The 21589-nt window shown below is 68.8% G+C and carries 22 protein-coding genes; 17 read left to right on the top strand and 5 right to left on the bottom strand.

The window, feature by feature from the left end; translation table 11 throughout:
- Window positions 1–13 precede the first annotated feature (13 nt).
- The 3 genes from B9Y70_RS02225 to nadC are packed head-to-tail and all read left to right on the top strand — an operon-like array spanning window position 14 to window position 2061.
- The gene (locus tag B9Y70_RS02225; protein WP_085548599.1) at window positions 14–670 is read left to right on the top strand and encodes a hypothetical protein; all 657 of its coding nucleotides are present in this window, start codon (window positions 14–16) and stop codon (window positions 668–670) included.
- Window positions 671–1186, top strand: coding sequence for a hypothetical protein (locus tag B9Y70_RS02230; RefSeq protein ID WP_085548600.1), 516 nt, complete (start codon window positions 671–673; stop codon window positions 1184–1186).
- 5 nt (window positions 1187–1191) lie between these two features.
- Window positions 1192–2061, top strand: coding sequence for a carboxylating nicotinate-nucleotide diphosphorylase (gene nadC / locus B9Y70_RS02235; protein WP_085548601.1), 870 nt, complete (start codon window positions 1192–1194; stop codon window positions 2059–2061).
- Here nadC and B9Y70_RS02240 read toward each other — a convergent pair whose 3' ends face one another.
- Window positions 2062–3141 (bottom strand): YbjN domain-containing protein, encoded by a 1080-nt coding sequence (locus tag B9Y70_RS02240; protein ID WP_085548602.1) that lies wholly within the window; start codon window positions 3139–3141, stop codon window positions 2062–2064.
- 101 nt (window positions 3142–3242) lie between these two features.
- Between B9Y70_RS02240 and hisD the strand changes: the two genes are divergently transcribed.
- Genes hisD through pyk form a run of 14 tightly spaced genes read left to right on the top strand, consistent with a single transcriptional unit; the run spans window position 3243 to window position 14954 of the window.
- Window positions 3243–4547 carry a histidinol dehydrogenase gene (gene hisD / locus B9Y70_RS02245; protein WP_085548603.1) on the top strand — a complete coding sequence of 435 codons (1305 nt, stop codon included), beginning with the start codon at window positions 3243–3245 and terminating at the stop codon, window positions 4545–4547.
- Window positions 4548–5648 (top strand): histidinol-phosphate transaminase, encoded by a 1101-nt coding sequence (locus B9Y70_RS02250; protein ID WP_085548604.1) that lies wholly within the window; start codon window positions 4548–4550, stop codon window positions 5646–5648.
- Window positions 5649–6251: an imidazoleglycerol-phosphate dehydratase HisB gene (hisB, locus tag B9Y70_RS02255; protein WP_085548605.1), complete on the top strand. Its 603-nt coding sequence runs from the start codon at window positions 5649–5651 to the stop codon at window positions 6249–6251.
- 3 nt (window positions 6252–6254) lie between these two features.
- Complete coding sequence (locus B9Y70_RS02260) at window positions 6255–6461, top strand: hypothetical protein (RefSeq protein WP_240309094.1); 207 nt, start codon at window positions 6255–6257, stop codon at window positions 6459–6461.
- Between the two features lie 48 nt (window positions 6462–6509).
- Window positions 6510–7742: an MFS transporter gene (locus B9Y70_RS02265; RefSeq protein ID WP_085548824.1), complete on the top strand. Its 1233-nt coding sequence runs from the start codon at window positions 6510–6512 to the stop codon at window positions 7740–7742.
- 51 nt (window positions 7743–7793) lie between these two features.
- The gene (gene hisH, locus B9Y70_RS02270; RefSeq protein WP_085548606.1) at window positions 7794–8429 is read left to right on the top strand and encodes an imidazole glycerol phosphate synthase subunit HisH; all 636 of its coding nucleotides are present in this window, start codon (window positions 7794–7796) and stop codon (window positions 8427–8429) included.
- An 18-nt stretch (window positions 8430–8447) separates the two neighbouring features.
- Window positions 8448–9188, top strand: a complete 741-nt coding sequence (gene priA / locus B9Y70_RS02275) for a bifunctional 1-(5-phosphoribosyl)-5-((5-phosphoribosylamino)methylideneamino)imidazole-4-carboxamide isomerase/phosphoribosylanthranilate isomerase PriA (protein ID WP_085548607.1) — start codon at window positions 8448–8450, stop codon at window positions 9186–9188.
- A gap of 2 nt (window positions 9189–9190) precedes the next feature.
- Complete coding sequence (locus B9Y70_RS02280; protein ID WP_085548608.1) at window positions 9191–9979, top strand: inositol monophosphatase family protein; 789 nt, start codon at window positions 9191–9193, stop codon at window positions 9977–9979.
- A gap of 17 nt (window positions 9980–9996) precedes the next feature.
- Entirely contained in the window at window positions 9997–10761 is a 765-nt protein-coding gene (gene hisF, locus B9Y70_RS02285) for an imidazole glycerol phosphate synthase subunit HisF (RefSeq protein ID WP_085548609.1), read from the top strand.
- Entirely contained in the window at window positions 10758–11117 is a 360-nt protein-coding gene (gene hisI, locus B9Y70_RS02290) for a phosphoribosyl-AMP cyclohydrolase (RefSeq protein ID WP_085548610.1), read from the top strand. Before hisF ends, hisI begins: the two co-directional genes overlap by 4 nt.
- 5 nt (window positions 11118–11122) lie before the next feature.
- Window positions 11123–11740 (top strand): TIGR02234 family membrane protein, encoded by a 618-nt coding sequence (locus tag B9Y70_RS02295; protein WP_085548611.1) that lies wholly within the window; start codon window positions 11123–11125, stop codon window positions 11738–11740.
- 57 nt (window positions 11741–11797) lie between these two features.
- Window positions 11798–12613, top strand: a complete 816-nt coding sequence (locus B9Y70_RS02300; RefSeq protein WP_143337471.1) for an indole-3-glycerol phosphate synthase TrpC — start codon at window positions 11798–11800, stop codon at window positions 12611–12613.
- 33 nt (window positions 12614–12646) lie between these two features.
- Window positions 12647–13504 carry a prolipoprotein diacylglyceryl transferase gene (gene lgt, locus B9Y70_RS02305; protein WP_085548613.1) on the top strand — a complete coding sequence of 286 codons (858 nt, stop codon included), beginning with the start codon at window positions 12647–12649 and terminating at the stop codon, window positions 13502–13504.
- A 10-nt stretch (window positions 13505–13514) separates the two neighbouring features.
- Window positions 13515–14954 (top strand): pyruvate kinase, encoded by a 1440-nt coding sequence (pyk, locus tag B9Y70_RS02310; protein ID WP_085548614.1) that lies wholly within the window; start codon window positions 13515–13517, stop codon window positions 14952–14954.
- A gap of 72 nt (window positions 14955–15026) precedes the next feature.
- Here pyk and B9Y70_RS02315 read toward each other — a convergent pair whose 3' ends face one another.
- From B9Y70_RS02315 to B9Y70_RS02330, 4 genes are all read right to left on the bottom strand, one after another.
- Window positions 15027–17411: a glycogen/starch/alpha-glucan phosphorylase gene (locus tag B9Y70_RS02315; RefSeq protein WP_085548615.1), complete on the bottom strand. Its 2385-nt coding sequence runs from the start codon at window positions 17409–17411 to the stop codon at window positions 15027–15029.
- 99 nt (window positions 17412–17510) lie between these two features.
- Entirely contained in the window at window positions 17511–18764 is a 1254-nt protein-coding gene (locus B9Y70_RS02320; protein WP_085548616.1) for an amidohydrolase, read from the bottom strand.
- 80 nt (window positions 18765–18844) lie between these two features.
- On the bottom strand, window positions 18845–20125 hold the full coding sequence (locus tag B9Y70_RS02325) for an HNH endonuclease signature motif containing protein (RefSeq protein ID WP_085548617.1): 1281 nt from the start codon (window positions 20123–20125) through the stop codon (window positions 18845–18847).
- Between the two features lie 117 nt (window positions 20126–20242).
- A complete protein-coding gene (locus B9Y70_RS02330; protein ID WP_085548618.1) occupies window positions 20243–21568 on the bottom strand; it encodes a DUF4921 family protein in 1326 nt (441 codons plus the stop codon).
- Between the last annotated feature and the right edge of the window lie 21 nt (window positions 21569–21589).

Below are 21589 nucleotides of genomic sequence, written 5' to 3' on the forward strand. Positions count from 1 at the left end.
GAGAACCATCACCGTGACCGTGAAGAAGACCCTCGTGTCCCTCGTGTCCCTCGCCCTCACCATCCCGTTGCTGACGGCGTGCGGCTCCGGCGAGACCGCGGAGAGCACCGCCACCGGCGTGCCCACGCAGAGCACCGTCACCTCCACCCGCTCCGTCGAGTCGAGCACCGAGGAGGAGACCACCACCGAGGAGGAGACCACCGAGGAGGAGACGGTCGAGGAGCCCACCGAGGAGGTCGTCGAGGAGCCTGCGCCGGAGGCCGCCCCCGTGGATCCGATCCTGGAGGACCTCTACCAGGAGCCCGACCCGGTCCAGGGCGGGCACGAGCCCACCGAGGCCCAGCGGGCCGAGATCGAGCAGCTGGTCCACGGTGTCTACCAGGTGGAGACCTTCCACCAGTGGCTGCGCTACTTCCCCGACAACACCTGCCACGAGTTGCTCGCCGCCCAGGGTGGCGCGCAGGCCATGGACCTCAACGGCATCCCGGACCAGCGCCTGGCCGACATGCCGATGTACGCCAACGCCAACCCGCACATCGCCTCGATCACCGACATCCAGGTCGACGGTGACCGTGCCTCCGCAGTGGTCACCGCCGTCTCCGCCGGCCAGTCCGAGACCCGCACCCAGCGCTACCTCCACGAGGACGGCCGCTGGAAGTTCTGCTCCTAGATGGCGATCCCACGCACGGTGGGCACCGCGGCGGGCGTCGCCGCGGTGTCCCTGCTCGTCTACAGCGCCGTCGGGGCGCTCTGGGGGCTGCTCCGCCCGGCCTACACCGGCACTTTCGCCGAGGGCGGGCAGGTTGTCATCGACTCCGCGGCCGCCAACGTCGAGTTCGTCTCCTTCGGCAGCTTCGTCGCCGCCACCGGGCTCCTCGCCGTCATCGTGTCCCTGAGTACCTACGTGCTGTCCCCGGCCACCCGCGGCCCGGGGATGCTGTGGTGGCTCATGGCGGTGGCCGTGTTCTCCGCCTTCTCCTTCCTGCAGGTCGGGACCGTGAGCGCCGGTCTGCTCCATGACATCGGCGACCCCCACCTGCTGTCCGAGGGTGACCGGCTGAGCATGGTGCCCGGGCTCGATCCCGGCGTCGGCTGGCTCGCGGCCCCCTTCCTCGCGGCCCTGGCCTACTGGTGCTCCGCCCTGGTGACCCCCGAGACGGAGCCCGGACAACTCCCGATAGAGTGAGGGGCATGACGCCTCACTTCCCGACCGCCGACGTCGACCCGGAGGACGTCGACCGCCTCATCGCCCAGGCCCTCGACGAAGACCTCACCTACGGCCCGGACATCACCAGTCGCGCGACCGTGCCCGCCGAGCACCGTTCCAGCGCGCGCATCGTCTCCCGCCGCCCGGGCACCATCGCGGGACTGTTCGTCGTCGACCGGGTGCTGCGCCAGGTGGCCACCTCCGACTTCCGCGTCGAGGAGGTCGCCCCCGACGGCACCCGCGTGGGCCCCGGGGACGTCGTCGCCCGCATCGAGGCCGGCACCCGGGACCTGCTCACCGCGGAGCGCACCCTGCTCAACCTGCTCACCCACCTGTCCGGCATCGCCTCCGCGACGGCGCAATGGGTCGACGCCGTCGAGGGCACCGGTGCCCGGATCCGCGACTCGCGCAAGACCCTCCCCGGGCTGCGCCTGCTGCAGAAGTACGCCGTCACCGTCGGCGGGGGAGTCAACCACCGCCTCGGTCTCGGCGACCGGGCGCTCATCAAGGACAACCACGTCATCGCCGCCGGCGGCGTGCTCGCGGCCTTCCGTGCCGTGCGGGAGCAGTTCCCGGACAAGTGGTGCGAGATCGAGGTGGACACCCTCGAGCAGCTCGACCAGCTCCTGCCGGAGAAACCCGACGAGATCCTGCTCGACAATTTCGAGCCGTGGATGGTGCAGGTCGCCGTACAGCGTCGCGACGCCGTGTCCCCCGACACCCTCCTCGAGGCCTCCGGTGGGCTCACCCTCGACGTCGCCGCCGACTACGCCCGCACGGGCGTCGACTTCCTCGCCGTCGGCTCGCTCACGCACTCCGCCCCGGCGCTCGACCTGGGCCTCGACTTCGACTGACTACGCGGGCCACACCACCGCGGACTCACCCGTGGCGTCGGTGCTGATCTCGTCGATGGCGTGCAGCACCTGATTGATGGCGACTGCGGTGTTGTGCTCCAACTGCAGATCCGTCATGCCCTCGCGGACGGGGGCGGTGAACTCGACGCGGACCTGCAGTCCCTCGGCGTCCTCGTGGCAGAAGGCTTTCGTCGTCGTCGAGGACTCGTTCCAGTCGTTGCACAGCAGGAACATGCGCAGGAAGTCCGAGTCCGGGTCGAGCCCCGGATCCCAGTGCCCCTTGATGAGGTAGCTCGGCCCGTTGTCGAGGAAGAACCCGAAGAGGACGTCGTTGATCCAGGCGATGATCACGTCCTCGTCGCCGTGGGTCTTCTCGATCCCCAGAGCCGACAGCGCCTCCCGCACCCGGTCGAGGGAGACGTCGACGGGGGTGTCCTCGTCGGCACCGTCGGGGGTGTCCCAGTCGTGGTCGGTGCTCATGCTGGCGGAGTACTCCTCGTCGGGGGCGCCGGGGTCGATGTCGTCCTGGCTGCGGCGGTGGTCGATGTCGCGCAGGCGCACGACGTCGTCGTCAAGCTTGTTCACGCCCACGTGGCGGTCTCGGGGGAGCGGGCCGTTGAGGGCGGCGGTGTCCTGCTTGCGGCGCAGGGCGACGTTGTCCTCCGACTCGGGCATGGCCAGGTCGGGCAGGTCCTCGATGAGGTGGTCGACGGCCAGGCGGGCGGTCTCCATGGACAACCGCACGAAGTCGGCCAGCTGCTCCGGGGTGAGCCCGGCACCGCTGAGCAGGCTGGAGCGGGCGTGGAGGCTGACGGCCGCCTCGTCGCCGACGCGGAGGGAGACGGTGGGGCCGAGGCGCTCGTGATTCCAGGCGGTGATGGTCCGCGCCAGGTCGCCGGTGTGCTCCATGCCGATGGTGTTGCGCAGTTCCGTGTCGAAGACCAGCGCCTGCGCATTGCGCTCGTCGAGGTAGGCGATGACGATGTGGTCGTGCCACGGGAACACTAGTCGGTCGGCGCCCACGTAACAGTGGAATCCGAACGACTCGGCGGCGACGTACACCTCCGTCAGGGTGACCATCGGGCTGACACCTCCAGGGGTTGTGCGGGCCTTCCAGGAAGGGGCGGCTCCGTAAGTCCTACAATAGGGCAATACAGTGCCGACCTAGGAGAACTTTCACGATGCTCAATGTCATCGACCTGCGCGGTCGTACCCCGTCCACCAGCGAGCTGCGCCGCGCCCTGCCCCGCGGCGGCACCGACGTCAACGCGGTGCTGCCCACCGTGGCCCCCATCGTGGAGGCGGTGCGGGAGCGCGGCGCGGAGGCGGCCCTGGAGTACGGCGAGAAGTTCGACGGCGTCAATCCGGCGTCGGTGCGGGTGCCGGCGGAGCTGTTCGAGCGCGCCGTCGGGACGCTCGACGAGGACGTCATCGAGGCGATGCAGGAGGCGATCTCCCGCGTGCGGGCGGTCCACGCCGACCAGAAGCCGGCGTCGCACACCACCACCCTGGGGGAGGGGGCGACGGTGACCGAGGTGCACATCCCGATCGAGCGCGTCGGCCTCTACGTCCCGGGCGGCAAGGCCGTGTACCCGTCGAGCGTCATCATGAACGTCGTCCCCGCGCAGGAGGCCGGCTGCACCTCCCTCGTCGTCGCGTCCCCGCCGCAGGCGGATCACGACGGGTGGCCGCACCCCACCATCCTCGCCGCCTGCCACCTGCTGGGCGTCGACGAGGTGTGGGCCGTCGGTGGCGCCCAGGCCGTGGCCCTGCTGGCCTACGGTGACGAGGGTCTCGAGCCGGTCGACATCATCACCGGCCCGGGCAACATCTTCGTCACCGCGGCGAAGCGCCTGGTCAACGGCGTCGTCGGCATCGACGCCGAGGCCGGCCCATCGGAGATCGCCATCCTCGCCGACGATTCGGCCGACCCCGTCTACATCGCCTACGACCTCATCTCCCAGGCCGAGCACGACGATCTCGCGGCGTCCGTCCTCATCACCGACTCGGAGGAGCTGGCGCGCACCGTCGACAAGGAGATCGACGAGCGCTACACCGTCACCCGCAACGCCGACCGCGTCGCCGGGGCGCTTCGGGGCCAGCAGTCCGGCATCGTGCTCGTCGACGATCTCGAGCAGGGCATCGCCGTCGCCGACGCCTATGCCGCCGAGCACCTGGAGATCCACACCGAGAACGCCCGCGAGGTCGCCGAGCGCATCCGTCACGCCGGCGCCATCTTCGTCGGCTCCTACTCGCCGGTCCCGCTGGGCGACTACGCCGCGGGCTCCAACCACGTCCTGCCGACCTCCGGCACGGCGCGCTTCTCCTCCGGCCTGTCCACCCACACCTTCCTCCGTGAGGTCAACCTCATCGAGTACGACCGCACCGCCCTCAAGGAGATCGGCCCGCACATCATCGCGCTGGCCGACGCCGAGGACCTCCCGGCCCACGGCGAGTCCATCCGCGCCCGATTCGAGGTGATGTAGGTGACCCGTCTGACCCTCGATCAGCTGCCCCTCCGCGAGGAACTGCGCGGCCAGTCGCCCTACGGCGCCCCGCAGCTCGACGTCCCCGTGCGTCTCAACACCAACGAGAACCCCTACGCGCCCTCCCAGGCTCTCATCGACGACCTCGTCGCGACCGTCACGCAGGTCGCCTCCGAGCTCAACCGCTACCCGGACCGCGACGCCGTCGAGCTGCGCACCCAGCTGGCCGGCTACGTCACCGAGCGCACCGGCGTCACGGTGACCGTGGACAACCTGTGGGCCGCCAACGGCTCCAACGAGGTCCTCCAGCAGCTGCTGCAGGCTTTCGCCGGCCCGGGCCGCACGGCACTCGGCTTCCAGCCGTCCTACTCCATGCACCCGATCCTCTCGGCGGGCACGCAGACGCAGTTCCTCAACTGCCCGCGCGGCGCGGATTTCCGCATCGACATCCCCGCCGCCCTCGAGGCCATCGCGGAGCACCGCCCGGACGTCATCTTCATCACCACCCCGAACAACCCGACCGGCGACATCACCTCGCTCGACGACATCCGCACGCTCACCGACGCCGCCCCCGGCATCGTCATCGTCGACGAGGCCTACGGCGAGTTCTCGCCGTCCCCCTCCGCCGTCACCCTGCTCGCCGAGTACCCGGCGAAGCTCGTCGTCTCCCGCACCATGTCGAAGGCCTTCGACTTCGCGGGCGGGCGCCTCGGCTACTTCGTCGCCGACCCGGCCTTCGTCGAGGCGGTCATGCTGGTGCGCCTGCCGTACCACCTGTCCATGCTCAGCCAGGCCGCGGCGACGGTCGCTCTCCGGCACCGGGCGGACACCCTGGCCACCGTCGACAAGCTTGCCGAGGAGCGGATCCGCGTCGTCGCAGCCCTGGAGGAACTGGGCTACGATGTGGTGCCCAGCGAATCGAACTTCGTGTTCTTCGGCACCTTCGCCGACCAGCACGCCGCCTGGCGGAAGTTCCTCGACGCGGATGTGCTCATCCGTGACGTCGGGGTCGCCGGACACCTGCGCACCACCATCGGGCTGCCCGCGGAAAACGATGCATTCCTCCGCGCCGCCGCCGACGTGATCAAGGAGAACCTCTAAGTGACCGACCGCATCGGACGTTCCACCCGGACGACCTCGGAGTCCGACATCACCGTCGAGATCAACCTCGACGGCACCGGCCGCGCCGACATCGACACCGGCCTGCCCTTCTTCGACCACATGCTCACCGCCTTCGCGGTGCACGGGTCCTTCGACCTCACCGTGCACGCGAAGGGTGACATCGAGATCGACGCGCACCACACCGTCGAGGACACCGCCATCGTCCTCGGCCGCGCGCTTCTCGACGCCGTGGGCGACAAGGCCGGCATCCGGCGTTTCGGTTCCCGCCAGCTCCCGATGGACGAGACCCTCGTCGAGTCGGTGGTGGACATCTCCGGCCGCCCCTACTTCGTCATGCGCGGCGAGCCGGACCACATGATCACCTCCGTCATCGGCGGGCACTACGCCACGGTGATCAACGAGCACTTCTTTGAGACGCTCGCGCTCAACTCCCGCATCACCCTGCACGTCATCTGCCACCACGGCCGCGATCCGCACCACATCACCGAGGCCGAGTACAAGGCCGTCGCCCGCGCCCTGCGGGAGGCAGTGGAGTTCGACCCGCGCGTCGAGGGCGTGCCCTCCACCAAGGGAGCGCTGTAAAAAGTGCTCTCTATTGCTACGGTGGCTCAGGACAGCCAGGGCGGCAGCAACTGGCTTGTCTACCTGCTGTTCATCGTCGCCGGCCTGCTGGTCGGCGCCACCTGGTCCGCGTACCAGTCGGGCAGCCGGCCGTTGACGATTTTTCTGGCCCTGTGTTCCGCCGTGGCGTTCGCAGGTGCCGTGTTCTGGATGATGGGAGCGATGGGCTAAGTGGCACAGACGGGACTGACACGTGCGGAGATCGAGAACCTCGACAGCATGTGGAAGGCCCCGGGGTTCGTGCCCACCCTCGTCGCGGTGTTCGCGGCCTTCGGCGCCTGGTCGCTGCTGCTGCCCGTGATCCCGCTGGCCGCGCTCGATGCCGGCCACTCCGCCACCATCGCCGGCGCCACCACCGGCATCTTCATGGCCGCGACGGTGGCCACCCAGATCTTCACCCCGGCGATGCTGCGCCGCATCGGCTACAACCCGGTCATGGTGGCCGCCGCCTTCATGCTCGGCGTCCCGGCGTTGGGCCACCTGCTCGACGACGCCGTCTGGGCCCTGCTGCTTTTCTCCGCCCTGCGCGGCGTCGGTTTCGGCGCGCTCACCGTCGCCGAGTCGGCGCTCATCGCGGAGCTGGTGCCCGCCCGTTTCCTCGGTAAGGCCTCCGGCATGCTCGGCGTGTTCGTCGGCGTCGCCCAGATGGTGTTCCTGCCGCTCGGCCTGTGGACGGCCGGGCAGTTCGGCTACGGCTCCGTGTATATCGCGGCAGCGGTGGTCGCTCTCATCGCGGCCGTCATGTGCCTGCGCATACCAAGGATCCGGGCGCAGGAGACGTCGCGGGAGAAGGCGGACGTGTCCATGTGGAAGCTCGTCCTGGTCCCGGCGGTGGCCGTCAACAGCCTGTCCATGAGCTTCGGCGCGGTCTCCTCCTTCCTGCCCGCCGCCGTGCAGGAACTCGATCCCGTCACCGGAGCCGTCATCGGCGGTTTCATGCTGTCGATCACCGGCGGCGCGGCTATGGCCCTGCGCTACTTCTCCGGCATCGTCGCCGACCGGGCGGGCCGCGCCGGTGTGACGATGATCCCCGGCCAGCTCATGGGATTCGGCGGTGTGGCGCTCATGGCGCTGGTCATCGCCAACGGGTGGTCCGTGTGGTGGCTCGTCCTGGCCGGTGTCCTCTTCGGCGGCGGCTTCGGCATGGTGCAGAACGAGGCCCTGCTGGAGATGTTCCAGCGTCTGCCACGCACGAAGGTCTCCGAGGCCTCCGCCGTGTGGAACATGGCCTACGACGCCGGCACCGGCATCGGGTCCTTCGTCCTCGGATTCGTCGCGGCGCGGGCCGCCTACTCCGGCGCGTACACGGTGGCGGCGGCGATCGTGGCGGTGGGCATCCTCGCGACGCTCACCGACCGCTACCTCGGCGCGCACCGCGTCACCGAGCACAACAACATCCGTACCCGTCTGCGCCAGATCCCGGTGCCCCGTCGTCCACGGCGCCGGAGGTAGCGGGCGAGGTCACGGAATCCGGCCGACACCCCTAGGACTACACTTTCCCCCATGGCAAAAACCGTCGCCCTCCTCGACTACGGCTCCGGCAACCTGCGCTCCGCACACCGGGCACTGGAGAAGGTCGGGGCCGAGGTCACCGTCACCTCCGATCCGCAGATCTCCGTCAACGCCGACGGGCTCCTCGTCCCCGGCGTCGGCGCGTTCGCCGCCTGCATGGCCGGTCTCAACGCTATCCACGGCGCCCGCATCATCGGCCAGCGACTCGCCGGCGGCCGCCCGGTCATGGGCATCTGCGTCGGCATGCAGATCCTCTTCGACGAGGGCCACGAGCACGGCGTCCACTCGAAGGGGGCGGGGGAGTGGCCGGGTGCGGTCGAGCGCCTGCACGCCGACATCCTCCCCCACATGGGGTGGAACACAGTCGAGCGTGCGGCCGACTCCCAGATGTTCGCCGAGCTCTCCGAGGAGGAGCGCTTCTACTTCGTCCACTCCTATGGCGTCCGCGACTGGACCCTGGAGACCGACGATCTGACCACCCCGCCGTCCGTCGCCTGGGCGCAGCACGAAGGGGACCGCTTTGTCGCCGCCGTGGAGAACGGCCCGCTGTGGGCCACCCAGTTCCACCCGGAGAAGTCCGGCGATGCTGGCCTGCAACTGCTGTTCAACTGGGTCGACACCCTGTAGAGGTTAGGATTGACCACCATGAGCGATTTCACTCTTCTTCCCGCCGTTGACGTGGTCGACGGCCAGGCCGTGCGACTGGATCAGGGCGAGGCCGGCACCGAGAAGTCCTACGGCTCCCCGCTGGAGGCCGCCCTCGAGTGGCAGGCGCAGGGAGCGGAGTGGCTGCACTTCGTCGACCTCGACGCCGCCTTCGGCCGCGGCTCCAACCATGAGCTCATGGCGGAGATCACCCGCCAGCTGGACATCAAGGTGGAGCTCACCGGCGGCATCCGCGACGACGCCTCCCTCGAGCGGGCCCTGGCCACCGGTGCCACCCGCGTCAACATCGGCACCGCCGCCCTGGAGAAGCCGGAGTGGATCGCCGAGGTGCTCAGGTCCCACGGTGACCAGGTCGCCGTCGACATCGCCGTCCGCGAGATCGACGGCGAGTGGCGCACCCGCGGCAACGGCTGGGTCTCCGACGGCGGTGACCTGTGGGAGGTCCTCGAGCGTCTCGACGCCGCGGGCTGCTCCCGTTTCGTCGTCACCGACGTGTCCAAGGACGGCACCCTCGCCGGCCCCAACGTCCAGCTCCTGCGCGAGGTGGCCGCCGCCACCGACGCGAAGATCGTCGCCTCCGGCGGCATCTCCGTCCTCGACGACGTCGTCGAACTGGCGAGGTACACCGACGAGGGCATCGACTCCGCCATCATCGGCAAGGCCCTGTACGAGGGACGATTCACGCTGCGGGAGGCACTCGCGGCCGTCGACAAGCAGTAGTCATGGACGCCCGGGAACTGCTCGCTGTCGCGGAAGCGGTGTGCGACGACGCGGAGAGGATGTTCCTCGCCGGCGTCGGCTCCGACCCTGCCGCGATGAAGAGCCCGGGCGACTTCGCCACCGAGGTGGACCTCGCCATCGAGGCCTACCTGCGGCAGTCCCTCACCCAGTTCACCGGTATCCCCGTGCTGGGGGAGGAGGCCGGCGGCAGCTACAGCCACGACGCCGTGTGGATCGTCGACCCCATCGACGGCACCGCCAACTACGCGGCCGGCAACCCGATGTGCGCGATCCTCATCAGCCTGCTCGTCGACGACCAACCCGTCGCCGCCATCACCTCCATGCCTCTGCTGGGCCGCCGTCTCACCGCCTTCGAGGGTGGGCAGGTGCGCCTCAACGGCCAGCCCCTCACCCCGCTGAGCGAGGCCGACCAGCTCGTCGCTCAGGTCGGTTTCTCCTCGGTGGCGTCCCAGGTGCGCTCCCAGTTCCCCTCCCTGCTGCGCCAGGGCCTGCTCGCGGAACTCGCCGCCACGTACCTGCGGCCCCGGATCACCGGCTCCGTCGGCGTCGACCTCGCGTTCACCGCGCAGGGCATCTTCGGCGGTGCGGTGAGCTTCTCCCCGCACGTGTGGGACAACGCCGCCGGTGTCATGCTCATCCGCGCCAACGGCGGGGTGGTCACCGACATCGAGGGCAACGAGTGGACCCCGCGCTCCATCGGCGTGGTGGCGGGTACCGCGCGGGCGCACGAGGCCATCATGAGTACGATGGACGGGATCCTGAATTCCTGAATGAAAGGGGCGGATTCATGGCCGTCGCCATCCGCGTCATTCCCTGCCTGGACGTCGACAATGGTCGCGTGGTCAAGGGCGTCAACTTCGAGAACCTCCGCGACGCCGGTGACCCCGTCGAACTCGCCGCCCGCTACAACCAGGAGGGCGCCGACGAGCTCACCTTCCTCGACGTCTCCGCCTCCAAGGACGGCCGCGGCACCATGCTCGAGGTGGTCAAGCGCACCGCCGAGCAGGTGTTCATCCCGCTCACCGTCGGTGGCGGCGTGCGTTCCGTCGAGGACGTCGACCAGCTGTTGCGCGCGGGCGCCGACAAGGTCTCCGTCAACACCTCCGCCATCGCCCGCCCGGAGCTCCTCCGCGAGCTGGCCGACCAGTTCGGCTCCCAGTGCATCGTCCTGTCCGTCGACGCCCGCCGCGCGGCCGACCAGCCCTCCGGCTTCGAGGTGACCACCCACGGTGGCACGAAGTCCGCCGGCCTCGACGCGATCGAGTGGGCGAAGACCGGCGAGGAGCTCGGCGTCGGCGAGATCCTGCTCAACTCCATGGACGGCGACGGCACCAAGGACGGCTTCGACCTCGAGCTGCTGCGCCTGGTCCGTGAGGCCGTCTCCGTCCCCGTCATCGCCTCCGGCGGGGCGGGCAGGGCCGAGCACTTCCCGCCCGCCGTCGAGGCCGGCGCCAACGCCGTGCTCGCCGCCACCATCTTCCACTTCGGTGAGGTCACCATCGCCGAGGTCAAGGACGCGCTCGCCGACGCCGGCCACGAGGTCCGTCGATGAGCTCCGACAACCCCGCCGACTACAAGCTCGACCCGGTCATCGCCGCCCGGCTGAAACTCAACGACGCCGGACTGCTGCCCGCCGTCGTCCAGGCCGACGGCACCGGGGAGGTCCTCATGATGGCGTGGATGGACGCCCACGCCCTCGCGTACACCCTGGCCACCCGCCGCGGCACCTACTACTCCCGCTCCCGCGACGAGTACTGGATCAAGGGCCTGACCTCCGGCCACACCCAGGAGGTCACCGGCGTGCGCCTCGACTGCGACGGAGACACCGTCCTGGTCACCGTCAGGCAGGTCGGCGGCGCCTGCCACACCGGCGACCGCACCTGCTTCGACGCCGACGAACTGCTGTAGGCCCCATGAAGAATCTGCACCGCATCTCCGCCCTCCTCCTCGCCGTCGCGGCACTCATCCTGTGGGCGGCGTCCCGCATGCCGTGGATCACCGCCGAGACCTTCGACGACAAGTCCGGCGACGCCACCCACGCCGTCATCGGCGGCCTGTGGTCCACCGAGCAGACCGCCGTGGCACTGCTGCTGCTCGCCGGGGCCGTCGCCGGCCTGGCCCTGCGCCGCACCGGCCGCCGCATCGTGGGCGTCATCTCGGCCCTGGCCGGCATCGGCGCGTCGTGGGCACCCCTCGGCCTGCTGGCGGGGGAGCCCGACCCGCAGCGCGTGCACCAGCTGCTGTCCACCGGCGACGAGACCGTCATCGCTTCGTGGGCGGAGATCGCGGGCCTCGAGGTCCACACGGCCGGCCCCGCGCTGGCCATGGTGGGCGCGGCCGTCGCCCTCTTCGGCGGCGTGCTGCTGGCGATGCGCCCGGGCACCGACTCCGCGAAGCTCAACCGCTACGAGACCCGCCAGGCCCGCGAGGCCAAGATCGCCGAGGACCTCGAGGCCGAGCCCGATTCCGGCCGCGTCATGTGGGACGCCCTCGACGCCGACATCGACCCGACGGACACTTCCCGACCCTGATTTCTTCGTGAGGAAGGTCACGGGATACCCTAAGTGGGATCTCGATGGGAGGTGCCGATGAGTGCACTGGAGCGGCTTGTCGCCGGCGTCCTGGAGGACGTCGCCGCCCGCGAGGCCACGGTCTCCTTCAAGGAGATCAAGGCCCGTTCGCGCGACACGGACAACACCCGTGACGGCTATCAGGCGCTACTGCGTAACGGCTGCAGCGTCATCGCCGAAATCAAGCGGGCCATCCCCGGCCGCACCCTGCTCGCCGCGGATGACACCGACACCGCACCCATCGCCCACCTGGCCCGGGAATTCGAGGAGGGCGGGGCCCACCTCATCGCCTGCCAGACCGAGCGCCTGCGCTTCCACGGCTCGCTCACGGACATGAAGGCCGCCCGCGCCTCCGTCGAGGTGCCCATGTTCTGCCGCGACATCATCCTCGACCCGTACCAGATCCATGAGGCCCGCTGCTACGGTGCCGATCTCGTGCCCCTGCAGGTCGAACTCCTCGACCAGAACCGTCTCGTGTCGCTGCTCGACCGCATCGAGTCCCTCGGCATGACCGCCGTCCTCGAGGTCCGCAGCCCCGCCGAGGCCGACCGCGCCATGGAGGCCGGGGCGCGGGTCGTCGCGGTCAACGCGCGGCCGCTGCTGGGCGGGGACGTCGACAAGCGTCTGTTCGCGGACATCGCCCCGGGCCTGCCCGAGTCGACCGTGCGCATCGCCCTGTCCGGGGTGCACTCGCCGCGCGACCTGCTCACCTACGCCGCCGCGGGTGCCGACGCCGTCGTCGTCGGCGAGGAGCTCATGACCGCCGAGGACCCCGCCCGCCTCACCCGCACCCTCGTCGCCACCGGACAGCATCCCTCCTGCCCCTCGCGCTGACCCGCCCGGTGCTCTCTGGCACACTGTCATATCGTGCAGACCACTATCCTCGCGAACATCCCCTCCCCGCCCCAGGGCGTGTGGTACCTCGGTCCGATCCCGCTGCGCGCGTACGCGATATGCATCATGATCGGCATTCTCCTGGCCCTGTGGGTGACGCACCGTCGCTACACGGCGCGCGGGGGAGACGCGGACATGGTGTGGGACGCGGCGATCGTGGCCATCCCCGCCGGCATCATCGGCGGCCGGCTCTACCACGTCATCACCGACAACGACAAGTACTTCTGCGACACCTGTAACCCGGTCGACGCCCTCAACGTCACCGCCGGTGGCCTGGGCATCTGGGGTGCGGTCGCACTCGGCGCGGTGGCCGTGGCGGCCCTGTTCCGCTGGAAGAAGGTGCCGCTCGCGCCCTTCGCCGACGCCGTGGCCCCCGGCATCATCCTCGGCCAGGCCGTCGGCCGCCTGGGCAACTGGTTCAACCAGGAGATCTACGGCCGGCCCACCGACGTGCCGTGGGCGCTCGACATCTTCTACCGCGTCGACGACAACGGCGAGTTCGCCCCGCTCACCGGCACTTCGACGGGTGAGGTCATCACCTCGGTCCACCCGACGTTCCTCTACGAACTGCTGTGGAACCTGCTCATTTTCGCCCTGCTCATCCTCATCGACCGCCGCTTCCGGCTGGCGCAGGGCAGCATCTTCGCCCTCTACGTCGCGGGTTACACCCTGGGCCGCTTCTGGATCGAGCTCATGCGCGACGACTCCGCCACGATGATCCTCGGCCAGCGCGTCAACACCTGGGTGTCCGCGATCGTGTTCCTGGCCGCAGTGGCTGTGTTCCTGTGGCTTCAGCGACGCCGACGGGCTGTCGTCAACGAAACAGAGTAGGTTGGTAGCCGTGTCTAGACGAACCAAGATTGTGTGCACCCTCGGTCCCGCCGTCGCCTCGAAGGACGCCATCCGGCGCCTCGTCGAGGACGGCATGGACGTCGCCCGCCTGAACTTCTCCCACGGTGATCACCCCGATCACGAGCAGAACTACAAGTGGGTCCGCGAGGCCACCGATGTCACCGGCCGTGCCGTCGGCATCCTCGCCGACCTCCAGGGACCCAAGATCCGCCTCGGCCGCTTCATCGACGGAGCCACCGTCTGGGAGACCGGTGAGGTCGTCCGCATCACCGTGGACGACGTGGAGGGCACCCACGACCGCGTGTCCACCACCTACAAGAACCTCGCCAAGGACGCCAAGCCCGGCGACCGCCTGCTCGTCGACGACGGCAAGGTCGGCCTCACCTGCCTCGAGGTCGACGGCAACGACGTCGTCTGCGAGGTCACCGAGGGTGGCCCCGTCTCCAACAACAAGGGCGTGTCCCTGCCCGGCATGGACATCTCCGTCCCGGCCCTGTCCGAGAAGGACATCGCCGACCTCGAGTTCGCCCTCAAGCTGGGCGTCGACTTCATCGCCCTGTCCTTCGTCCGCTCGCCCGCGGACGTCGACCTCGTCCACGAGGTCATGGACCGCGTCGGCCGCCACGTGCCGGTCATCGCCAAGCTGGAGAAGCCCGAGGCCGTCCACGCCCTCGAGTCCATCGTCCTCGCCTTCGACGCCATCATGGTCGCCCGCGGTGACCTCGGCGTCGAGGTTCCGCTCGAGCAGGTCCCGCTGGTGCAGAAGCGCGCCATCCAGATCGCGCGCGAGAACGCCAAGCCGGTCATCGTCGCCACCCAGATGCTCGACTCCATGATCGAGAACTCCACCCCGACCCGCGCCGAGGCCTCCGACGTCGCCAACGCCGTCCTCGACGGCGCCGACGCCGTCATGCTCTCCGGCGAGACCTCCATCGGCGTCGACCCGCACAACGTCGTGCGCACCATGGCGCGCATCGTCACCCAGGCGGAGACCGACGGCCACGTGCCGCCGCTGAGCCACGTCCCGCGCACCAAGCGCGGCGTCATCTCCTACTCCGCCCGCGACATCGCCGAGCGCCTCAACGCCCGCGCACTGGTCTGCTTCACCACCTCCGGTGACACCGCCCGCCGCGTGGCCCGCCTGCACTCGCACCTGCCGCTGCTCGTGTTCACCCCGCATCAGGCCGTCCGCTCCCAGCTGGCGCTCACCTGGGGCGCAGAGACCTTCCTGTGCGCCCAGGCCCGCTCCACCGACGACATGATGGCCGAGCTCGACCGCTCCCTGCTCGCCATGGACGACTACCACCGTGACGACATGATGGTCGTCGTCGCCGGCACCCCGCCCGGAGTCTCCGGCAACACCAACATGATCCACGTCCACCTGCTGGGCGAGGACACCAGCTCGCCGACGGCCACCACGCGCAAGTAACGCGGGCGTCGACAAGCACGCGAGAAGCGGCGGAGAGGACATCCTCTCCGCCGCTTCTTCGCTTGTTACCTGCTACTTGGTGATCGGGGTGGCGTCGAGCTTCCAGACCTCACGGGCGTAGTCGCCGATGGTGCGGTCGGAGGAGAAGCGGCCCGAGGCGCAGATGTTCACCCAGCACATGCGTGCCCAGTGCTGACGGTCCGCGACGTAGTCGGCGGCCATGCGGTCACGGGTCTCGCGGAAGTCGGCGAAGTCACCGAGGACGTAGTACACGTCCGGGGTCTCCCAGCCGCCGCCGTCGAGAAGCGAGGAACGGATGTCGTGGAACTGGCCGGTGCCGTTGTCGTCCAGGGTGCCGTCGATGAGGGCGTCCAGGGTGCGCTTGAGACCCGGGACGGTCTCGTAGGCGTGCCACGGGTTGTAGGTGGCGCGCAGCTCCGGCAGCTCCTCCTCACGGGCACCGAAGATGTAGGCGTTGTCGTCGCCCACGGAGTCGTGGATCTCGACGTTCGCGCCGTCCATGGTGCCCAGGGTGAGGGCACCGTTCATCATGAACTTCATGTTGCCGGTACCGGAGGCCTCCTTGCCGGCGGTGGAAATCTGCTCGGAGACGTCGGTCGCCGGGATGATGCGCTCGGCGGGGGAGACGTTGTAGTTCTCCACGAAGACGACGCGCATGACGTCGTCGACCTCCGGGTCGTTGTTGACGACGTTGGCGATCTCGTTGACGAGCTTGATGATGCCCTTCGCGCGGTAGTAACCCGGGGCGGCCTTCGCACCGAAGATGAAGGTGCGCGGCGGGACATCGGTCAGGCCGTCCTGCTTGATGCGCAGGTAGAGGTCCAGGATGTACAGGGCGTTGAGCAGCTGACGCTTGTACTCGTGGAGACGCTTGATCTGGGTGTCGAAGATCGAGTGCGGGTCGACCTCGATGCCCTGACGCTCGAGGATCCACTCGGCGAAGTCGGCCTTGTTGGCCTCCTTGATCTCGAGCAGCTCGTTCATCACGGCCTCGTCGTCGGCGTAGTGCGCGATCTCCTTGAGCTTGTCCATGTCGGTGACCCACTCGTCGGAACCGACGAGGCGGGTGAGCAGATCGGACAGACGCGGGTTGCACATCTTCAGCCAGCGACGCGGGGTGACGCCGTTGGTCTTGTTATTGAACTTCTCCGGCCAGATGGCGTGCCAGTCACCGAGGGTGTCACGCTTGATGATCTCGGTGTGCAGCGCGGCGACACCGTTGATGGAGTACGCGGCGTAGCAGGCGATCCAGGCCATGTGGACGTGACCGTCCTGGACCGGGGCCATGCGGTTGATGTGCTCCTCGTCGAGGCCGCGCTCGCGCAGATCCTCGCGGAAACGACGGTCGATCTCGACGGTGAGCTCCCACACGCGGTTGAACAGCTGCTGGAAGATGGAGACGTTCCACTGCTCGAGGGCCTCGACCAGCACGGTGTGGTTGGTGTAGGCGAAGGTCCTGGTGACGATCTCCCAGGCGTCCTCCCAGGTCATGTCGTGCTCGTCGAGCAGCAGACGCATGAGCTCCGGGATGGCGAGCACCGGGTGGGTGTCGTTGAGCTGGATGCAGTTGAAGTCGGCGAAAGTGGACAGATCGCCGTGGTTCTCCAGGTGGGACTCGATCATCGCCTGCAGGGAGGCGGACACGAAGAAGTACTGCTGGCGGACGCGCAGCACCTTGCCGGCGTAGGTGGTGTCGTTCGGGTAGAGGACACGGCACAGATCCATGACGGCCTCGCGCTCGACGATGGCGTCGGTGAAGCGCTGGGAGTTGAACGCGTCGTAGTCGAACTCCTCCATCGGCTCCGCCTTCCACAGGCGCAGGGTGCCGACGTTGTCGGTGCCGTAGCCGGTGATCGGCATGTCGTAGGGCACCGCGCGGACGGTCATGTCGTCGAACTGGACAATGCGCGGCTGCTCCTCGCGGCGGATGTAGAACGGGTAGCCGTTCTCCTTCCACGCGTCCGGCTTCTCGGTCTGGAACCCGTTGTCGAAGGCCTGCTTGAACAGGCCGTAGCGGTAGAGGATGCCGTAGCCGGTGACCGGGAAGTCCTGCGTCGCGGAGGAGTCCAGGAAGCAGGCGGCGAGGCGGCCGAGGCCGCCGTTGCCGAGGGCGGCGTCGTTCTCCGCCTCGAGGACGTCACCGAGCTCGTGGCCCAGCTCGCGGACCGCCTCGGCGGCCTCGTCGACCATCTCCAGGTTGGTGAGGTTGTTCAGCAGGGCGCGACCCATGAGGAACTCGGCAGAGAAGTAGTGCTGCTGGCGTACACCCGCGTAGGCCTCGGTGGTGGCCTCCCACTTGTCGGCGATCTGCTCCATCACGCCGCGGGAGAGACCGAACCAGAACTTGTAGTCGGTGGCACTCTCCGGCGAGGCGCCGGAGGCTGCGCGGACATGGCCGCCGACGGTCGTGTTCAGCGCGGGCAGGGAGTCACTCATGTGGATTGCTCCTGGGTTGTCGTTTTCTGGCAACAGGTTTTAGGGCTACCTCAGGTAGCCACTTGTCTCAGCATATAGGCAGGCAGGTTGTTCCGCGCCTCAGCGCCCGAGATAAGTGAGCACGCCGGCGGCGGCCGCCTTCGTGGTGGCGTCGACGGTGGGACCGTACTCGGGGAGGAAGGTGTTCATGTGGTTGACGGGGACGTCCTGCTTCACCCGATTCTCCGCCACCGCCCGGTCCCACAGCTCCTGCGGAGTGCAGCCGACGACCCAGTACATGTAGGGCGCACCGAAGGCGAGGGGGATGTTGGAGAAGTCCTCCGACACCGTGGTGCGGCGGGCGTCGACCGAGGCCGCACCGAAGACGTTGTCGAACACCGGGCGGACCGCGTCGAAGACACCCTGATCATTGTCCACCAGCTCACCGTGGCCGAAGAACTCGAAGGTCGGCTCCTCCTCGCTTCCCGACGCCACGCACTCCGCCTCCACGACCCGCTTGATGGCGGCATACACGCGGCGCTTCGTCGTCTCGTCGTAGAAACGGCAGTTGAGGACCAGTTCCGCGGAATCCGGGATGATGTTGTTCGTCGCACCCGCGCGCAGGGTGCCCACGGAGATGACCGCGAAGTCGTTGGGGTCCACGGCGCGGCCGACGATGCCCTGCAGCCGGATGACCACCATCGCGGCGATGTAGGTGGGGTCGACGGCGTTGTGGGGCATGGACCCGTGGGCCGAGCGGCCGGGGATGGTGATCCGGATGGAGTCACAGGCCGCGAACTGGGGGCCCGCCATGGTCTGCACCTCGCCGGCGCGGCCGGGCATGATGTGCTGGCCGAGGCACACGTCGGGGCGCGGGATGCGGGTGACCAGGCCGTCCGCCACCATCGCGGCGGCACCTTCGCCCGTCTCCTCCGCAGGCTGGAACAGGGCGATGAAGGTGCCGGACCAGGCCTCGCGGTGGGCGTCGAGCACCGCGCAGGCACCGAGGAGGGCCGTGGTGTGCATGTCGTGGCCGCAGGCGTGCATGACACCCGTCTGCGTGCCGTCGGCCGCCGGGCGCACCCGTGTCGAGGCGAAGGGCACACCCGTCTCCTCCTTGATCGGCAGGGCGTCGAAGTCGGCGCGGAACAGCGCGGTGGGGCCCTCGCCGTTGCGGAAGACCGCGACGATGCCGTAACCCCCGATGTGGGTGGTCACCTCGCAGTCGAAGTCTGCCAGCTTCCGGGCGATCTTCTCCGCCGTCTCGTACTCGTGTCCGGACAGCTCCGGGCGCTCGTGCAGATCCTCGTAGAAGGACTGCTGCCAGGAGAGATCGGCGGAATGCTGGGAGAGGAGACGGGAGATGTCACTCATGGGGGTGTTCGGAAACTCCTTCAGTGTCAGGTGATATGCCGTCAACTCTAGTGGAGGTGGAGTGCGCAGTTGCGCACTCGTCAGGGCTGCACGTCATCGAAGGAGTCCTCGTGCTCCCAGATCGTGAGCAGGTCCTCATCCCCGTGGGGGACGGGTCCGTGGGTGTAACCGTCGGCGTGCTGTCCCATGGCGTCGTCGCGCACCGGAGGGCCGTTGTCGACGGACGTCCACGACTCCCCGCCGGGGAAGCGGAACCGCAGCAGCGTCGGATCCACGCGGTCCGGAACGATGACGAGTTCTCCGCTCTGGATCATCGTGTGGTGGAGGGTGCACAGCGGGATGAGGTTGTCGAGGTCCGTGGTGCCGCCGGAGGCCCAGTCCCGGATGTGGTGGAACTGCAGCCAGCGGGCGTGGTCGCAACCGGGGGTGGCGCAGCGGTGCTTCCAGCGGGTGAGCAGCGCCTTCGTCTGGGCACCGTTAACCAGGCGAGAGCTGCGCCCCAGGTGGAGGATGCGCCCGCCCCTCCCGCGGATCTGCACCGAGAGGACCCCGTTGATGATGCTGCGCAGCAGGTCCTTGCCCTCCGCCCCCGGCTGGCCGGGGAGGCAGGCGTTGTCCTCGGAGTCGATGACGATGTTGACGTGGGCACCGGGTGCCAGCGTCCGGGCCACCGGGTTGTTGCGCGCCAGGCGGATGAGACTGACGAAGGATCCGAGGAGGCTGGAGGCGACCGGGGGGCCGAAGCGGGTGGTGGACGAGTCGGGGCCCGGGTCCTGCTCCCCGTTATCCGCCTCGTCCCGGGACTTGGCGGCCGCCAGCTCCGCAGCCTTGAGCGCGGCCTGCAGCTCGGCACCGATCTCCGGGTCGAAGGTGCCCCACAGCTTCACCTGGCCGGTGTCGGGGCAGACCGTCATGGACAGGCGGTTGGTGGCCTTCCGGCTCGGGCCGCCGACCTTCGGGTGGCCGGCCAGCAGTGACTCGAGCTCCGTGATGGTGTGCGCCAGGGCCAGCTCGATGAGTGTGTGCTCATTGTCGAGGGTCATGTACTTCAGCAGCAGGCGGACCTTGGAGTAGCTGAGGTCACCCCGGGTGAAGGCGTCGGTGAGGGACGGGAACGCGCGGAGTTTGCGCCCGACCTCGAGGTATTCGTGGGCGCTGCGCGAGGACAGGCCCTGCGTGCGCACGAGCCAGGTGGCGGTGGTGGAGGCCCCGAGCGAACGCGCGAGGTCGCGCTCGTCGAACTCGGCGATGGCGCGGATGAACTCCGCCTTGTGGCGGGTGAAGGAGCGGTTGGCGGTGCTGATGCAGGTGGTCAGGTCGGTGTCGTCGAGGCGTGCGAGGTCGGTGGTTGTGGCGAGCATGGTTCCCCCAGGTGTCGAAATCGTGTTCGATCACCTCCGAACGTAGCAAACCTGTTCGACACGCGCAAGGGGCTGTTCGCACACCCCGGGAAAAGTGCGCAGCTGCGCACTTTCGGGCTACTGCAGCAGCGGGTTGTACAGCAGGGAGTTGCGGCGCGCCGAGCATTCCGTGGCGATCTTGATGTCCTGGGCGATCCTGCCCTCGTCGCGCAGCCGGTACATCGCCGACACCATGCGGTCACGGACGTTGTCCGGGGACAGGGTGTTGACGAAGATCTTGGTGCCGCCCTCGAACCCGGCGAGCGTCGATACGCGCCATTTGATGTTGACGCGCCAGGGCATGGGCAGGTCGAGATCGACGGGACGGTGGTGCCACTCCTCGTTGACGGCCACATCCGGGCCGGTCGCGGCGTGGCAGGCGTGGATGAGGTCACTCATGCCACGGATCTCGTCGTTGGACTGCAGCCACGGCTCCGGCGTCGCGGAACGGGAGTAGATCGTCAGGGTGGGGTAGCGGTGCCCGAAACCGGCGTGGACCACGGCGTGCTCGTTCTCCGCGATGATGAGGTTGCGGTAGCCGGCGTAGTCGACGCCCCACTCGTTGTAGATGTTGTGGTTGGTGCGCAGACGGGCGATCTCCAGCTCGGCCTGGACGGAGCGGGCGTCGATGGCCACGAGCTGCTTGTGCAGGTGGTCGAAGGACGCGCCGGCGGGGGCCAGCCAGTTCTGGAACGCCGCCACGTAGGGGGCGTAACGGTTGCGCTGGTAGAGGTCGTCGATGCCGTCGATGGTGAACAGCGTGAACGCGAAGTGCTCCTCCGGGGTCAGCGTGCCGGACGAGGCGAGCTCGTTGTCGTGGGTGGCCTCGTCGGTGAAATGACGGCGGGCGATGATGACGTCGTGACCGCCGCCGAAGTAGGCGGGCACATAGTCCAGCAGCTCCTTCTCGGAGACGTCCGCGGACTTGCCACCGGCGGTGAGACGGGTGCGCACGATGTCGAGGACGTGCTCGCGGCCCTCCGGATCCGCGAGGTAGGTCTCCATCCGCTGAGCGGTCTCGGTGTCCATCTCGTAGCCGTAGTTCTTCGCCCAGTAGTCGTAGGAGATGATCTCGAAGAGGTTGGGCACGCGGCGGAACTCCGGCACTGTGTCGTCGAGTTCGTGGGGGAGCAGGCCGTGGAGGATCCGCCAGTCCGAACCGTCGCGGACGATGCGGGACTTCTCCGGGGGAGTGGCCAGCGGGGTCGCGGAACAGAATGCACAGCGGTGGTCGCGGTCGTGGGGGCCCAGCGGGGCGGGGTCGACGGCGGGCTTGGACAGGGGCCGATTCCCGCGCCCGGGCACGGTCCACACCTCGGTTCCGGAGAACGGGTTGACCTGTTTGATCGTGCCGTCGGCCATGATGGTGATGGGATCGCGGTGCGCATTGGCGGGGAGGTTCATACCCACCAGGTTATTGGCTAC

Origin of the sequence: Corynebacterium pollutisoli (genome assembly GCF_900177745.1) — a bacterium.
In the GTDB taxonomy this organism is placed as follows: Bacteria; Actinomycetota; Actinomycetes; order Mycobacteriales; family Mycobacteriaceae; genus Corynebacterium; species Corynebacterium pollutisoli.

What these genes read in the sequence shown, in the direction of transcription:
- priA (WP_085548607.1), top strand. Translation starts at nt 8,448, where the DNA reads ATGAGCGATTTCACTCTTCTTCCCGCCGTTGACGTGGTCGACGGCCAG.
- B9Y70_RS02315 (WP_085548615.1), bottom strand. Translation starts at nt 17,411, where the DNA reads ATGAGTGACTCCCTGCCCGCGCTGAACACGACCGTCGGCGGCCATGTC.
- B9Y70_RS02330 (WP_085548618.1), bottom strand. Translation starts at nt 21,568, where the DNA reads ATGAACCTCCCCGCCAATGCGCACCGCGATCCCATCACCATCATGGCC.
- hisH (WP_085548606.1), top strand. Translation starts at nt 7,794, where the DNA reads ATGGCAAAAACCGTCGCCCTCCTCGACTACGGCTCCGGCAACCTGCGC.
- B9Y70_RS02325 (WP_085548617.1), bottom strand. Translation starts at nt 20,125, where the DNA reads ATGCTCGCCACAACCACCGACCTCGCACGCCTCGACGACACCGACCTG.
- B9Y70_RS02280 (WP_085548608.1), top strand. Translation starts at nt 9,191, where the DNA reads ATGGACGCCCGGGAACTGCTCGCTGTCGCGGAAGCGGTGTGCGACGAC.
- B9Y70_RS02320 (WP_085548616.1), bottom strand. Translation starts at nt 18,764, where the DNA reads ATGAGTGACATCTCCCGTCTCCTCTCCCAGCATTCCGCCGATCTCTCC.
- B9Y70_RS02230 (WP_085548600.1), top strand. Translation starts at nt 671, where the DNA reads ATGGCGATCCCACGCACGGTGGGCACCGCGGCGGGCGTCGCCGCGGTG.
- B9Y70_RS02265 (WP_085548824.1), top strand. Translation starts at nt 6,510, where the DNA reads ATGTGGAAGGCCCCGGGGTTCGTGCCCACCCTCGTCGCGGTGTTCGCG.
- hisI (WP_085548610.1), top strand. Translation starts at nt 10,758, where the DNA reads ATGAGCTCCGACAACCCCGCCGACTACAAGCTCGACCCGGTCATCGCC.
- hisF (WP_085548609.1), top strand. Translation starts at nt 9,997, where the DNA reads ATGGCCGTCGCCATCCGCGTCATTCCCTGCCTGGACGTCGACAATGGT.
- B9Y70_RS02240 (WP_085548602.1), bottom strand. Translation starts at nt 3,141, where the DNA reads ATGGTCACCCTGACGGAGGTGTACGTCGCCGCCGAGTCGTTCGGATTC.
- B9Y70_RS02300 (WP_143337471.1), top strand. Translation starts at nt 11,798, where the DNA reads ATGAGTGCACTGGAGCGGCTTGTCGCCGGCGTCCTGGAGGACGTCGCC.
- B9Y70_RS02295 (WP_085548611.1), top strand. Translation starts at nt 11,123, where the DNA reads ATGAAGAATCTGCACCGCATCTCCGCCCTCCTCCTCGCCGTCGCGGCA.
- hisD (WP_085548603.1), top strand. Translation starts at nt 3,243, where the DNA reads ATGCTCAATGTCATCGACCTGCGCGGTCGTACCCCGTCCACCAGCGAG.
- nadC (WP_085548601.1), top strand. Translation starts at nt 1,192, where the DNA reads ATGACGCCTCACTTCCCGACCGCCGACGTCGACCCGGAGGACGTCGAC.